This window comes from Neorhizobium sp. SOG26 (assembly GCF_003491345.1).
Classification (GTDB): domain Bacteria; phylum Pseudomonadota; class Alphaproteobacteria; order Rhizobiales; family Rhizobiaceae; genus Neorhizobium; species Neorhizobium turbinariae.
Genome location: NZ_CP025512.1, coordinates 2924143 through 2938469 on the forward strand (window position 1 = coordinate 2924143; position 14327 = coordinate 2938469).

Genomic DNA, 14327 nt, shown 5'->3' on the forward strand with positions numbered 1-14327 from the left:
ACCCTCAGTCCGCGAATACGATACGGCCGGCAGAGCGGCGCGCCTGCAGCCAGCCGATGACCTTGTTGCGCATCTTCGAAACGAAGCTGTCCCAACGGGTCGGGTTGTGGATCACATCGGCGCGATAGAAGGAAGGACAGAGAACGGCGGCCTCCGAGACTTCACCACAATTGCCGCAACCGACGCAGCTGTTGTCGATCGCCGCGACCGGATCATCCTTCAGGGGATCATCGGTATGCTTGACTGACAGCGACGGGCAGCCGGACAGACGAATGCAGGCGTGATCGCCGGTGCAGACGTCTTCGTCCACGCCGAAGCGCTCCTTGACCATCCGCTTGCCGTCTTTCACCGCCTTGTTGAACTGCGGCTTCACACGACGCTGCTTGTTCAGCATGCATTCGGAGGAGGCGACGATGATCTTCGGCCCCTTCTCATCCGTCGTCAGCGCTTCCTTCAGCGTGTCACGCATCTTGGCGACATCATAGGTGCGGTCGATCTGACGTACCCAGGTCGCACCGATGCCCTTCACCGCGTTGACGATGGAGTTGTTCGTCTTGCGGTTCGGGTTGAGGGCGCGCGATGACATGATGTCCTGGCCGCCGGTTGCTGCCGAATAATAGTTGTCGACGACGAGAATGACGCCGTCCTGCTTGTTGAAGACCGCGTTGCCTACCGAGGTCGCAAGACCATTGTGCCAGAAGCCGCCGTCACCCATCACCGAGATCGAGCGCTTGTCCGCCTCGACGTTGAAGGCCGAGGCCGAGGCCGGGCCGAGGCCGTAGCCCATCGTGGTGCCGCCGATATTGAAGGGCGGAAGGATCGAGAACAGGTGGCAGCCGATGTCAGCCGACACGTGATGCGGGCCGAGCTCCTTTTCGACGAGTTTCATGGCCGCAAAGATCGGCCGCTCCGGACAGCCGGTGCAGAAGCCTGCCGGACGCGCCGGCACGACGTCGGCCAGCGCCTTGACCTTCGGATCGTTGAGGATCGGCGTCGGATCCGGCACCGGCGGCTGGTTGCCGAGCAGCAGGCGATCATAGGTTTCGACGAAGGTCTTCAGACCCTTCAGCATCACCGGTGCGGTATATTCGCCGCCAAGGGGCAGCATGTCCTTGCCGTGCAGCTTGGTCTGGATGTCACGGCGACGCATCAGCGTGTGAAGCGTCTGCTCCACATATTCCGGCGCGCCTTCCTCGACCATGATCACCGCCTTCTTGCCAAGGCAGAACTCGACGACTTCGTCATCGATGGTCGGATACGCGACGTTCATCACGTAGATCGGCACGAGCGAGTTGCCGTAAACGTCGGCGAGGCCCATCTGCTGCAGCGCGCGCATGACGCCGTTGTAGTGGCCGCCGAGCGTGATGATGCCGATCTCGCCTTCCTTCGGGCCGAAGAACTCGTTGAGCTTGCGTTCCTTGATGAAGTTGACGGCGGCCGGCCAGCGGCGCTCGATCTTGTCCTTGTCCTGCATGAAGTTGGCAGGCGGAAGCACGATGCGGTTGACGTCGCGGACCGGGTCCTCGAGCGCCTGCTTCAAGGTGAAGTCCGGACGCTTGTTGTCCTTGGCGACGAACTGGCCATGCACGTGGCAGGCGCGGATGCGGACCTGCAGCATGACCGGCGTGGACGACGCCTCCGACAGTTCAAATCCATCTTCGACGGCCTGAACCATCGATGGCAGGTTCGGGCGCGGATCGAGGAGCCACATCTGCGACTTCATTGCGAAGGCGTGGCTGCGTTCCTGCATGATCGACGAACCTTCGCCGAAGTCTTCACCGAGGATGATGAGCGCGCCGCCATTGACGCCACCAGAGGAAAGGTTGGAAAGCGCGTCGGACGCCACGTTGGTGCCGGCGGTCGACTTCCAGGTCACGGCACCGCGCACCGGATACATGACGGAGGCGGACAGCATGGCCGCGGCAGCTGCTTCGGATGCAGACGTCTCGAAATGAACGCCGAGATCCTCCATGATGTCCTTGGCGTCAGCCAGCACATCCATCAGATGCGAAATCGGCGAACCCTGGTAGCCGCCGACATAGGAAACGCCCGACTGAAGAAGGGCCTTGGTAATTGCAAGGATACCTTCCCCGCGGAAGATCTCGCCTTCCCCAAGCTTCAGATCCTCGACTTCCCGCGCGAATGACCGTTCAGCCATGACTTTCCCTCTGCATCCCAGAAAACTTGCAAAATCATATTTCCTGATGGGAAAGCTGTCAAACCGAAGCGCAGTCTTCGGCAAGCCAACGCAACAGAATCATGACGAATTTTGTATCGAGCGCCAATTTATATGCATTTGCATGCTTATTGCGCGCACATTTGCTCCGCATGACGGCAGCTCAGGCAAGACCAAGCCGGCTCGACGCCCAAGCCTTGGCTTGTTAAGCGATCACAACGGGAACGGGAGGGCGCTTTCGACGCGACGGCCGCCACGCGGCTTTTGATTTATCGCTTGACGCGTCGCTTTCCGCCCATATAGTTTAAACTTAAAATAACGATCGATTAGGCGTTCAGGAGGATTTCGGATATGCGCATCGTCTGTATTGGTGGTGGTCCAGCAGGTCTCTATTTTGCACTCCTGATGAAGAAGTTCCACCCGGAGCACTCCATCTCCGTCGTGGAGCGCAACAAGCCATACGACACGTTCGGCTGGGGCGTGGTGTTCTCTGATGCGACCATGGTGTCCATGCGCGCATGGGATCCGGAAAGCGCCGCCGAGATTGAAGACGCGTTCAACCATTGGGACGATATCGAGCTGCTCTTCAAGGGCACCCGCCAGCGCACATCCGGCCACGGCTTTGTCGGCATCGGCCGCAAGAAGCTCCTCAACATCCTGCAGCGCCGCTGCGAGCAGCTTGGCGTCGAGCTGGTGTTCGAGACGGAATCGAACGGCGACGTCGATTATCCGGACGCGGACCTCATCATTGCCTCGGACGGCTTCAACTCAAAGATCCGCAACCGCTACACGGACGTATTCGAGCCCGACCTGCTCGTCCGTCCGAACCGCTATATCTGGCTCGGCACCAACAAGCTGTTCGACGCCTTCACCTTCGATTTCCGCAAGACCGACCACGGCTGGTTCCAGGCGCATATCTACAAGTTCGACGAAAACACCTCGACCTTCATCGTCGAGACCACGGAAGAAGCCTACGAGAAGCACGGGCTTGGCCAGATGGACCAGCAAGGCTCCATCGACTTCTGCCAGAACCTCTTCTCCGAAGTGCTCGAGGGCGCTGAACTGATGACCAATGCGCGCCACCTGCGTGGCAGCGCCTGGCTGAACTTCAACCGTCTCATCTGCGGCAAGTGGAGCCATTTCAATGGCAACTCGCATGTCGTGTTGATGGGTGACGCAGCTCATACCGCCCATTTCGCGATCGGTTCCGGCACCAAGCTTGCCATCGACGACGCGATCGAGCTCACCAACCAGTTCAACAAGCTTGGCCACCAGAAGGACAAGATCCCCGCGGTTCTCGAAACCTACGAGGAAATCCGTCGCGTCGACGTCGCCCGCATCCAGAATGCGGCACGCAACGCCATGGAATGGTTCGAGGTCGTTGGCCAGCGTTATGCCGATACGCTGCCGCCCGAGCAGTTCATGTATTCCATGCTGACCCGCTCGCAGCGTATCAGCCACGAGAACCTGCGCCTGCGCGATCCGAAGTGGCTCGACGGTTACGAGCGCTGGTTCGCCAAGCAAAATGGCATCGAAGTGAGTGAGAACGCGCGCACCGTGCCGCCGATGTTCACGCCCTACTCTGTCCGCGGTTGCCACCTGCCGAACCGCATCGTCATGTCGCCGATGGCCATGTATTCAGCCAAGGACGGCGTGCTTGATGATTTCCACCTCGTCCATCTCGGCTCGCGCGCACTCGGCGGCGCCGGACTGGTGTTCGCGGAAATGACCTGCGTTTCGCCGGATGCCCGCATCACCCCCGGCTGCCTTGGCCTATGGAACGACGAGCAGGCGGCGTCCTGGAAGCGGTTCGTTGACTTCGTTCACAACAATTCCGCTGCCAAGGTTGGCATCCAGCTCGGCCATGCAGGCCGCAAGGGCTCGACCAAGCTCGCCTGGGAAGGCATCGATCAGCCGCTCGAAGAAGGTGGATGGCCGCTGATCTCCGCATCGGCCCTGCCCTACCTGAAGAATAGCCAGGTTCCGAAGGCCATGGACCGCGCCGACATGGACCGCGTCAAGGCTGACCACGTGCGCGCTGCGAAATACGCCGCCGAGGCAGGCGCCGACTGGCTGGAACTGCACTGCGCCCACGGCTACCTGCTGTCCTCGTTCCTCTCGCCGCTTACCAACCGGCGTACGGACGAATACGGCGGCAGCCACGAGAACCGTGCGCGTTACCCGCTGGAAGTCTTCAAGGCGATCCGCGAAGTCTGGCCCGAAGACAAGCCGATCTCGGTGCGCCTGTCGTGCCACGACTGGTTCGAGGGCGGCAATACGCCGGAAGATGCCGCGATCTTCGCGCGCATGTTCAAGGAAGCCGGTGCCGACGTGATCGACTGCTCGTCCGGGCAGGTGTGGAAGGAAGAAAAGCCGGTTTATGGCCGCCTCTTCCAGACGCCGTTCTCCGACAAGATCCGCAACGAAGTCGGCATCCCGACGATTGCGGTTGGCGCGATCGCCGAAGCCGACCAGGCGAATTCCATCATCGCTGCCGGCCGCGCCGATCTCTGCGCCGTCGCGCGTCCGCATCTGGCGGATCCTGCCTGGGTTCTGCACGAAGCGGCCAAGATCGGCCTCACGAACATTCCGTGGCCAAAGCAGTACTATTCTGGCAAGTCGCAATACGAGACCAATCTCGCACGTGCGGCAGCAGCAGCGGCTCCCCCGGCTGTGGGACCGACCGTCGCAGCAAAATAGGGGCAAGTGATGAGCGAACCGATTGCCGCACGGCTGGCAGACCGGCATGCCCTGGTAACGGGTGCAGGCAGCGGTATCGGCGCTGCCATTGCCACCCAACTGGTGGAAGCCGGCGCCCGCGTCACCCTGGCCGGTCGTCGCGCCGAACCGCTGGAAGCACTGGCGGCGAAGCTCGGCAAGGACCGGGTCTGCGTCGCGGACGGCTTTGACGTCACCGACGGGATTGCGATCGCCAACGGGTTGAAGAGCGCCCGCGCCTGCTTCGGGCCGATCGACATTCTCGTCAACAATGCCGGTGAAGGCCCGAGCGCGCCATTTGAAAAGACGTCGCCCGAGATGTGGAACCGCGTCATGTCGGTGGATCTGACCGGCGTGTTCCTTGTGACCCAGGCGGTGCTCGGCGACCTGAAGGAATACGGCGCCGGCGCCCGAATCATCAACATCGCCTCGACGGCGGGGCTGACCGGTTATGCCTATGTCTCGGCCTATGTTGCCGCCAAGCATGGGGTTATCGGTCTTACCCGGTCGCTGGCCTTGGAACTGGCAAAGACCGGCATTACCGTGAATGCCGTTTGCCCGGGCTTTACCGACACGCCGCTGATCGCCCGATCGATCGAGACGATCGTCGCGAAAACCGGTCGAACGGGAGAACAGGCAATGAAGGAATTCACCAAAAGCAACCCGCAGGGACGCCTGGTGAAACCCGAGGAAGTGGCAGACACCGTTCTGTGGCTCGCATCGCCCGGAGCGGCTTCGATCAATGGACAGGCAATTGCGGTTGCCGGTGGGGAGGTATTGGCAGGATGAGCGTAGAACCGACTTCCATGGCTGGGCACCTGAGGCCTTTCAAGGACTACAAGCCGAAGCACTTTCTCTGGGACGTGAGCGAAGACGGCCGTGTGGCAACGCTGCGCCTGAACCGGCCCGAGCGTAAGAACCCGCTGACATTCGAAAGCTATGCCGAGATGCGCGACCTCTTCCGCGACCTGGCTTATGCATCGGACGTGCGTTCGGTCGTCTTGACCGGTGCCGGCGGCAACTTCTCGTCCGGCGGCGACGTCTTCGAAATTATCGAGCCGCTGACCCACATGGCGATGCCGGACCTGCTTGCGTTCACCCGCATGACTGGGGATCTGGTCAAGGCGATGAAGAAGGCCCCACAGCCGATCGTCGCCGCCGTCGACGGCATCTGCGTTGGCGCCGGCGCAATCCTCGCCATGGCATCCGACATCCGGCTGGCGACGCCGGAAGCCAAGACCGCTTTCCTCTTTACCCGCGTTGGCCTTGCCGGTGCGGACATGGGCGCGTGCGGCATCCTTCCGCGCATCATCGGCCAAGGCCGCGCTGCCGAACTCCTGTTCACCGGCCGCACGATGAACGCGCGCGAAGGCGAGGCCTGGGGCTTCTTCAACACCATCCACACAGCCGAGGTTCTCGAGGCCGAGGCCAAGAAGCTTGCACACTCGCTGGCTGACGGCCCCTGGTTTGCGCATACGATGACCAAGACCATGCTCAACCAGGAATGGGCGATGGGCATCGACGAAATGATCGAGTCGGAAGCGCAGGCCCAGGCGATCTGCATGGCGACCAAGGACTTCCGTCGCGCATTCGAAGCTTTTGCGGAAAAGCGCAAGCCCACTTTCGAGGGCAACTGATGGCAGCTCCGACCAACCTCAAGGGACCCAGCCGGGACTTCCTCGACTGGCCGTTCTTCGATGACAGCCACAAGGCATTGGCTGAGAAGCTCGACGCGTTCGCGGCTTCGGGTGCGCTGAGCAACATCGACCATTCGGACACGGACAACGCCTGCCGCGCCATCGTCAAGGCGCTCGGCCAGGCGGGTCTGCTCGATGCAGCCACCGGCGCCGGCGGCACCCAGCCGATCGATTCCCGGGCAGCCTGCCTGACGCGCGAAACGCTTGCCTGGCATGATGGCTTGGCGGATTTCGCCTTTGCCATGCAGGGCCTCGGCACCGGCGCTATCGGGCTTTCCGGTTCGGAAGAACTGCGTCGCACAGTCTTGCCGAAGGTGCAGGCCGGCGAATGGATCTCGGCCTTTGCGCTGTCGGAAAAGGAAGCCGGCTCCGATGTTGCCGCGATGGCCTGCTCGGCCCGCAAGGACGGCGATCACTATATCCTCGACGGGGAAAAGACCTGGATCTCCAACGGCGGCATTGCCGACGTCTACACGGTTTTCGTCCGCACCGGCGAAGCACCCGGCACACGCGGCATTTCCGCCTTTGTCGTTTTTGCCGACGACCCGGGCTTTTCGATCGCCGAACGCATCGACGTGATTGCGCCGCATCCGCTGGCGACAATCCGCTTCGAGAACTGCCGCATTCCGGCATCGCGCCTGCTTGGCGCGCCCGGCGAAGGCTTCAAGATCGCCATGCGTACGCTCGACATCTTCCGGGCCTCCGTGGCCGCAGCAGCCCTCGGTTTTGCCAAGCGGGCGCTCGATGAAGCGGTCGCTTATGCCAAGGCGCGGCCGATGTTCGGCAACCATCTGTCGGATCTGCAACTGACCCAGGCCGCCTTCGGCGACATGGCGGCTGGCATCGATTCCGGTGCTTTGCTCACCTACCGTGCCGCCTGGCGCCGTGACGTACAGGGCCTGCCGACCACCAAGGAAGCCGCAATGGCGAAGATGGTGGCGACGGAAAACGCACAACAGGTGATCGACCGTGCGGTGCAGATCTTCGGCGGTCGTGGCGTGAAAAGCGGTGAGATCACCGAAAGCCTCTACCGCGAAATCCGGGCGCTGCGCATCTACGAGGGTGCGACCGAGGTTCAGAAGATCATCATTGCCCGCGAATTGCTGAAGGCTTGAGGCGACGATGGCCTACACGACCACACGACGGCTGAACTTTGGCGATTGCGACCCCTCGGGCATCGCCTACTTCCCGTCCTACCTGAACATCCTGGTCGGCGTGTACGAGGAGTTTTTCGGAACCCTCGGCTTCCCCTGGCCGCAGATGATCAACGAGCGGAAGATCGGGCTCCCGACAGTCACCCTCGACCTCACCTTCAAGAGCCCCGGCTTTCATGGCGACCGGATGGACTTCACGGTCAAGGTCATGCGGATCGGCAACAGTTCGGTGGACCTCGAGCACGAAGTGCGTGCCGGCGACCGGCTGCTCTGGACCGCAAAGCAGCGGCTCGTCGTGACATGGCACGAAACACACAAGGCCCTTCCCTGGCCTGACGATATGCGCGCAGCGCTCAACACCCATTTGGAGAAGCAAGATGCACACGATTCTGCAGCCTGAGGGCTGGGCAAAGCCGATCGGCTACTCGAACGGCGTGGCCGCCACGGGTCGTCAGGTTTTTGTCGGCGGGCAGATCGGCTGGAACGCACAGTGCCAGTTCGAGACCGACGACTTCGTTGGCCAAGTCAAGCAGACGCTGCAGAACATCGTGGCTGTGCTGGCGGAAGCCGGCGCTGGCCCGCAGCATATCACCACCATGACCTGGTACTTCACTGACAAGGCGGAATACCTTGGCAACCTCAAGGGTATCGGCCAGGCCTACCGTGAGGTAATCGGCAAGCACTTCCCGGCCATGGCCGCCGTGCAGGTCGTTGCCCTTGTGGAAGACCGCGCCAAGATCGAGATCCAGGCAACCGCTGTAATTCCGGAATAAGAACCATGAGCGAGACGACCTCCTTTTCCGCCACCGTTTCGGGCACGTTCGACAACGGAATCCTGGTCGTCACCCTCGATAACGCGCCCGTCAACGCCACGTCGGTGGATGTCCGTGCAGGCCTTGAGAAGGCCCTGTCGCATGCGGAATCGTCCGCCTCCGTGGATGCAGTTGTCATTACCGGTGCCGGCAAGACTTTCATTGGCGGCGCCGACATCAAGGAGTTCGGCAAGCCAGCGCTCGACCCGACGCTTCCGTCCGTCATCGAAAAGATCGAGAACCTGGCAAAGCCCGTTGTTGCGGCCATCAATGGCGCCGCGCTGGGTGGTGGCCTGGAAGTGGCGCTTGCATGCCACTGCCGCGTATCGTCTCCGACCGCGCAGGTCGGCCTGCCGGAAGTGAAGCTCGGCATCGTCCCGGGCGCCGGTGGCACCCAGCGCCTGCCCCGGCTCATCGGCATCCCGGCAGCACTGGATCTCATCGCGTCCGGCCGCATCGCCAAGGCGGATGAGGCCGTGAGGCTCGGCATCATCGACCAGACTGCCGAAAACGATCTCGTCCCGGCGGCTGTCGCGGTTGCACGCAGCCTTGTCGGCAAATCGCTTCGTCGCACCGGCGCCTTGGATGTCGCACCGGCGGATGCGGCCGAACTCGAAAAGATCAGCGGCAAGATCCTCGTCAAGGCGCGAGGGCAGAAAGCCCCGGCCGAAGCCGTGCGGCTCGTCACATCCGCAACCCGCCCCCTCGCCGAAGGGCTTGCCGACGAACGCTCTACCTTTCTGACGCTGCGTGACAGCCGCGAGGCCGCAGCGCTGCGCCATGTCTTCTTCGCCGAACGGGAATCGTCGAAGGTGGATGGCCTGGAGGGCGTCGAGCCGCGTCCGGTCAAGACGATCGGCATCTGCGGGCTCGGCCTGATGGGCAGCGGCATCGCCGTTGCAGCACTGGGCGCTGGTTATGCAGTCATCGGCCTCGACCAGACGGCCGAAGCCGCCGAAAAGGGTCGCGAGCGCATCATCGGACTGCTGGAGCGCAACCTTTCCTCCGGCCGCCTCGACCAGGCCGGTTTCGAAGCCCAGAAGGCGCGACTGTCCGTAAACGCGTCAGACACCGACCTCGCACCTTGCGATCTCGTGATCGAAGCTGTCTTCGATGACCTCAACGTCAAGATCGACCTCTTCCAGCGCCTCGACCGCGTGATCCGTCCGGACGCGATCCTAGCCACCAACACCAGCTACCTGAACCCGGACGAGATCGCGGCGGCGACCGCGCATCCGGAGCGCGTCATCGGCATGCACTTCTTCTCGCCGGCACATGTCATGCGGCTTCTGGAAGTCGTACGCTGCGCCAGGACTGCGCCGGATGCGCTGGCGACAGGCCTGGCCGTCGCCAAGAAGCTCCGCAAGCTGCCGGTCGTCACCGGCGTCACGGAAGGCTTCATCGGAAACCGGATCTTTTCGGCCTATCGCCGCGAAGCCGAGTTCCTGCTGGAAGATGGCGCGCTGCCGCATGAGATCGATGCGGCGCTGGAAAACTACGGCTTCCCGATGGGGCTTTTTGCCGTCTACGACATGGCAGGTCTCGAGATCGCCTGGGCACGCCGCAAGCGGCAGGCCGCGACGCGGGATTCCGCCGAGCGCTATGTCGAGATTGCCGATACGCTTTGCGAAGCGGGACGCCTGGGACAAAAGGCCGGACGTGGATGGTACGCCTATCCGGACGGCAAGCGCACCGTTGATCCGGAAGTGACCGCAATCATCGAGGCCGCGCGTGCCAAGAAGGGCATTAGGCCCCGCAGCTTCTCGACCGAAGAGATCCAGCAGCGGATGCTGCAGGCAATGGCCGCCGAAGGCGAGGCCCTGCTAGCGGAAGGCATCGCAGCCCGACCGAGCGACATCGACCTCGTGATGATCAACGGTTATGGTTTTCCCGCGCACAAGGGCGGGCCGATGTTCGCCCGCAGCTGACCGAACTGACGTGAACTTGAGTGACCTGGAGGATGTTCTCGATGACTGAAACCCCATCCCGCCAGGCCACGATAAACAAGGCCGTCAGCTATCTCGACGACGGCACGTTCGAAGCCGCCTTGCGCCGGCGCGTGGCGATCCCGTCGGCGAGCCGCGTTGCGGCAAACAAGCCTGATCTCTGGCGTTACATCAGCGAAGAGATGCAGCCGTTCTTCGAGCGACTCGGCTTTGCCGTCAAGGTCTATGAGAATGACTTGGCACCGGGACCCTTCCTGATCGCCGAGCGGATCGAGGACCCGAGCTTGACCACGGTGCTGCAATATGGCCATGGCGACGTGGTCGCCGGCCTGGATGGACAATGGGACGAAGGGCTGGGCCCCTTCGACATGACCGAAAGGAACGGCGCCTGGTATGGAAGGGGCACCGCCGACAACAAGGGCCAGCACGCCGTCAATCTGGCGGCGATCGAAGCGCTGCTCGCCGTCAGGGGTTCGCTCGGTTTCAACCTCAAATACCTGATCGAGATGGGAGAGGAATCCGGCTCTCTCGGTCTTGAGGAAATGTGCGCCGCGCACCGGGAAGAGCTGGCCGCCGATGTCTTCATCGCTTCCGACGGTCCGCGCCTCGCACTTGACCGCCCGACCATCTTCCTCGGTGCCCGCGGCGGCATGTCTTTCCATCTGGAAATCAACGCGCGCGAAAGCTTCCAGCATTCCGGCAACTGGGGCGGCATCCTCTCCAATCCAGGCATCGAACTGTGCCACGCGATCACCGCGCTCGTAGACCGCACCGGCAAGATCAAGGTGCCGGCGATGACCCCGGGCAAGATCCCGGAGAATGTCCGTGAGGCGTTGAAGCACTGCAAGATCGAGCCGGCGGCCGACGATCCACCAATCGAACCGTGGTGGGGCGAGCCGGGCCTGACGCCGGAGGAAAAGGTCTTCGCCTGGAGCTCCTTCGAGGTAATGGAAATGGAATGCGGCAACCTTGCCCAGCCGCTCTACGCCATCCCGCCCAAGGCGCGCGCCCGCGTCCAGCTGCGGTTTCCGTTCGGCGTCGATCCGGATGCTGTCGTGCCGGCGGTGCGCAAGGCACTGCAGGACGCAGGTTATGACCGGGTCGTGGTCAAGGATCCGACGGACGCCATCTTCCTTGCAAGCCGCCTGGATCCCGATCACCCATGGGTCAAGCGCGTCTCGGCCTCGATCGAACAGACGCTCGGTCAGCCGCCGGCTATCCTGCCGAACCTGGGCGGATCTTTGCCGAATAATATCTTTTCCGATCTTCTGGGGCTGCCAACGATCTGGATCCCGCACTCCTTTCCCGGCTGCCTGCAGCATGCGCCGAACGAGCATCTGCCGATCTCGATCGTGCGCGAGGGCCTCGCCATGATGGCCGGATTGTACTGGGATATCGGCGAGCACCATTCTTGACCCGGCGCCCCGCCTTGCCTGCCACCATGCCCGAGGGAATTTCATGACCGATGCGATGACGAGCCAGACCATCCAGCTGCGCGGACTGCAGGAGCCGGCGACGATCCGCATCGACCGATGGGGCATCCCGCATATCAAGGCGGCAAATGAGCAAGACCTGTTCTTTGTGCAGGGTTTCAATGCAGCACGCGATCGCCTGTGGCAGCTCGACCTCTGGCGCAAGCGCGGACTTGGACTTCTGGCGGCCGATTTCGGTCCGGGTTACCTGGCGCAGGACCATGCCGCGCGCCACTTCCTGTATCGGGGCGACATGACGCCGGAATGGACAAGCTACGCTCCGGACACACAAGCGATCTGCACCGCCTTCGTCGCGGGCATCAACGCCTATGTCGAGTTCTGCCGGAACGAGCCTTCACGGCTTCCGCCGGAGTTTTCAGTCTTCGGGACCCAGCCGGCATTCTGGCAGCCGTCCGATGTCGTGCGGATCCGCAGCCACGCGCTCACCCGCAACGGGTTGTCGGAGATCCTGCGCGCCAACATCATGGCGATGGCGGATGCGGAAACCGACCTGCTGCGGTTCGACCTCAACCCACCGGTGCAGCCGCAGCCAGCCGAGGGCGTTGAACTCACCGACATTTCCATGGAAGCCACGCGCCTGTTCAAGCTGGCGACCGCCCCGGTTACGTTCGACAAGGCAAGGCTTTCGGCCACGATGGACGACGTCTGGCGCTGGACCGAGGTGACCGACCTCGGTGACGTCATCGAGCGCATCGCCGAAGAGGGGTCGAACAACTGGGCCGTCCATGGTTCACGCACAGAGACTGGCCGGCCGATCCTGGCGAGCGACCCGCACCGCGCTTATGCCGTGCCCTCGCTGCGTTACCTCGTGCATCTCGAGGCACCGGGCTTCAACGCGATCGGGACCGGCGAGCCGACGGCACCTGGCATTTCGCTTGGTCACAATGACAAGATTGCCTTCGGTCTCACCATCTTTGGCGCCGACCAGGAAGACGTCTATGTCTACCGGACTAAGGACGGTGATCGCGAGCACTACCGGTTCGGCGACGGCTGGGAAGCGATCGAACGGGTGACCGAACGCTTCGAGATCAAGGGGCACGACGAGCAGACGCTGACCCTCAGCTTCACTCGCCACGGGCCGGTTCTTTACGAGGATCCGGCCAAGCATCTGGTTATGGCCATGCGCTCGGTGTGGCATTCGCCCGGCTCCGCCGCTTATCTCGGCAGCCTTTCCTACATGCGGACTGGCTCCGTCGAGGCTTTTGCCGACACGCTTGGCTCCTGGGGCAGCCCGTCGGTCAACCATGTCTGCGCCGACACCGCAGGCAATATCGGTTGGTACACCGCCGGCTTCACGCCGATCCGCCGCAACTGGGAAGGGCTGCTTCCCGTGCCGGGCGACGGCTCGCATGAATGGGATGGGTTCCTGCCGCCCGACCAGCTTCCGCGCACCTTCAATCCCGCCGAGGGTTTTGTGGCCTCTGCCAACGAGATGAACCTTCCCGCCGGCCGCCCGAAGAATGCACCCTCGATCGGCCACGAATGGGCCGAACGAAGCCGCGCGGAGCGCATCAAGTCGGTGCTGCGCGCTGATCCAAAGCACACGCTGCAAGCTTCCATGGCTCTGCAGACCGACGTTCATTCCCGCCCGGCGGCGGTGATCTGCGGTCTGTTGTCCGGCTTGAAAGGCAGCAAAATTCTGGACGAGACGCATCAGGCAGCAATCGCGCTCCTGGATGGCTGGGACCATCACCTGAGAGCCACCAGCGCACCGGCCGCACTCTTCGAGGTGTGGTGGATGAAGCACCTGCGTCCGGCGCTGCTGGCGAAGTTCGCGCCGAACGAGACGGTGCGGCAGATGCTGCTGCCCGGCGACGTCGACTACATGCTGGCGCTGCTGTCCGAGCCCGGCAGCCGTTGGACCCAAGGCGAGCGGGACGACATGTTACTTGCGACGCTCTCGGCAGCCTACGGCGACTGCAGCAAGCGCCTCGGTGACGACCCCGCCGGCTGGCAGTGGGGCAAGCTGCACCAGATCCTTTTCGAGCATGCCGCAGGGCGGGCAGATACCGGTCTGTCCGGATCCTGGAACGTCGGGCCGCTGCCGCTTGGCGGAAGCCGCTCCACCCCCATGCACGCAGCTTACCGGATGAGCGATTTCGGCATCACGGCAGGTGCGTCCGTCCGGCTGGTGATGGATGTCGGCGACTGGGACAACAGCTTCTGCATCAACACGCCGGGCCAGTCCGGCGATCCGCGCTCGCCGCATTACAGTGACCTGGCGCAGATCTGGGCGCGTGGCGAATATGTGCCGCTCCTCTATAGCGACAGCCGCATTGCCGAAGAGATCGTCAGCACGATCATCCTGGAGCCTGCCGCCTAAGCGGCAGC

Annotated in this window: 10 protein-coding genes; 9 read left to right on the forward strand and 1 reads right to left on the reverse strand. The window is 62.8% G+C overall.

Annotated elements, in window-relative coordinates:
* Nucleotides 1-4: 4 nt before the first annotated feature.
* Nucleotides 5-2158 carry an indolepyruvate ferredoxin oxidoreductase subunit alpha gene (locus CYG48_RS14440; RefSeq protein WP_118851014.1) on the reverse strand — a complete coding sequence of 718 codons (2154 nt, stop codon included), beginning with the start codon at nt 2156-2158 and terminating at the stop codon, nt 5-7.
* A 369-nt stretch (nt 2159-2527) separates the two neighbouring features.
* Between CYG48_RS14440 and CYG48_RS14445 the strand changes: the two genes are divergently transcribed.
* The 9 genes from CYG48_RS14445 to CYG48_RS14485 are packed head-to-tail and all read left to right on the forward strand — an operon-like array spanning nt 2528 to nt 14319.
* Nucleotides 2528-4876 (forward strand): bifunctional salicylyl-CoA 5-hydroxylase/oxidoreductase, encoded by a 2349-nt coding sequence (locus CYG48_RS14445; RefSeq protein WP_118851015.1) that lies wholly within the window; start codon nt 2528-2530, stop codon nt 4874-4876.
* A gap of 9 nt (nt 4877-4885) precedes the next feature.
* The gene (locus tag CYG48_RS14450; RefSeq protein WP_118851016.1) at nt 4886-5683 is read left to right on the forward strand and encodes an SDR family NAD(P)-dependent oxidoreductase; all 798 of its coding nucleotides are present in this window, start codon (nt 4886-4888) and stop codon (nt 5681-5683) included.
* Complete coding sequence (locus CYG48_RS14455; protein ID WP_118851017.1) at nt 5680-6531, forward strand: enoyl-CoA hydratase family protein; 852 nt, start codon at nt 5680-5682, stop codon at nt 6529-6531. The genes CYG48_RS14450 and CYG48_RS14455 overlap by 4 nt, the downstream gene beginning before the upstream one ends.
* A complete protein-coding gene (locus CYG48_RS14460) occupies nt 6531-7706 on the forward strand; it encodes an acyl-CoA dehydrogenase family protein (RefSeq protein WP_118851018.1) in 1176 nt (391 codons plus the stop codon). Before CYG48_RS14455 ends, CYG48_RS14460 begins: the two co-directional genes overlap by 1 nt.
* Nucleotides 7707-7713: 7 nt before the next feature.
* Nucleotides 7714-8145, forward strand: a complete 432-nt coding sequence (locus tag CYG48_RS14465) for an acyl-CoA thioesterase (RefSeq protein WP_118851019.1) — start codon at nt 7714-7716, stop codon at nt 8143-8145.
* Nucleotides 8123-8518: a RidA family protein gene (locus CYG48_RS14470; RefSeq protein ID WP_118851020.1), complete on the forward strand. Its 396-nt coding sequence runs from the start codon at nt 8123-8125 to the stop codon at nt 8516-8518. Before CYG48_RS14465 ends, CYG48_RS14470 begins: the two co-directional genes overlap by 23 nt.
* Nucleotides 8519-8523: 5 nt before the next feature.
* A complete protein-coding gene (locus tag CYG48_RS14475) occupies nt 8524-10485 on the forward strand; it encodes a 3-hydroxyacyl-CoA dehydrogenase NAD-binding domain-containing protein (RefSeq protein ID WP_118851021.1) in 1962 nt (653 codons plus the stop codon).
* A gap of 41 nt (nt 10486-10526) precedes the next feature.
* Entirely contained in the window at nt 10527-11918 is a 1392-nt protein-coding gene (locus tag CYG48_RS14480) for a M20 family metallopeptidase (RefSeq protein WP_118851022.1), read from the forward strand.
* A 43-nt stretch (nt 11919-11961) separates the two neighbouring features.
* On the forward strand, nt 11962-14319 hold the full coding sequence (locus CYG48_RS14485; RefSeq protein ID WP_118851023.1) for a penicillin acylase family protein: 2358 nt from the start codon (nt 11962-11964) through the stop codon (nt 14317-14319).
* Nucleotides 14320-14327: the final 8 nt, after the last annotated feature.

Coding starts and splice junctions, on each gene's coding strand:
- CYG48_RS14480 (WP_118851022.1), top strand. CDS start 10,527: ATGACTGAAACCCCATCCCGCCAGGCCACGATAAACAAGGCCGTCAGC.
- CYG48_RS14485 (WP_118851023.1), top strand. CDS start 11,962: ATGACCGATGCGATGACGAGCCAGACCATCCAGCTGCGCGGACTGCAG.
- CYG48_RS14465 (WP_118851019.1), top strand. CDS start 7,714: ATGGCCTACACGACCACACGACGGCTGAACTTTGGCGATTGCGACCCC.
- CYG48_RS14440 (WP_118851014.1), bottom strand. CDS start 2,158: ATGGCTGAACGGTCATTCGCGCGGGAAGTCGAGGATCTGAAGCTTGGG.
- CYG48_RS14470 (WP_118851020.1), top strand. CDS start 8,123: ATGCACACGATTCTGCAGCCTGAGGGCTGGGCAAAGCCGATCGGCTAC.
- CYG48_RS14460 (WP_118851018.1), top strand. CDS start 6,531: ATGGCAGCTCCGACCAACCTCAAGGGACCCAGCCGGGACTTCCTCGAC.
- CYG48_RS14450 (WP_118851016.1), top strand. CDS start 4,886: ATGAGCGAACCGATTGCCGCACGGCTGGCAGACCGGCATGCCCTGGTA.
- CYG48_RS14455 (WP_118851017.1), top strand. CDS start 5,680: ATGAGCGTAGAACCGACTTCCATGGCTGGGCACCTGAGGCCTTTCAAG.
- CYG48_RS14445 (WP_118851015.1), top strand. CDS start 2,528: ATGCGCATCGTCTGTATTGGTGGTGGTCCAGCAGGTCTCTATTTTGCA.
- CYG48_RS14475 (WP_118851021.1), top strand. CDS start 8,524: ATGAGCGAGACGACCTCCTTTTCCGCCACCGTTTCGGGCACGTTCGAC.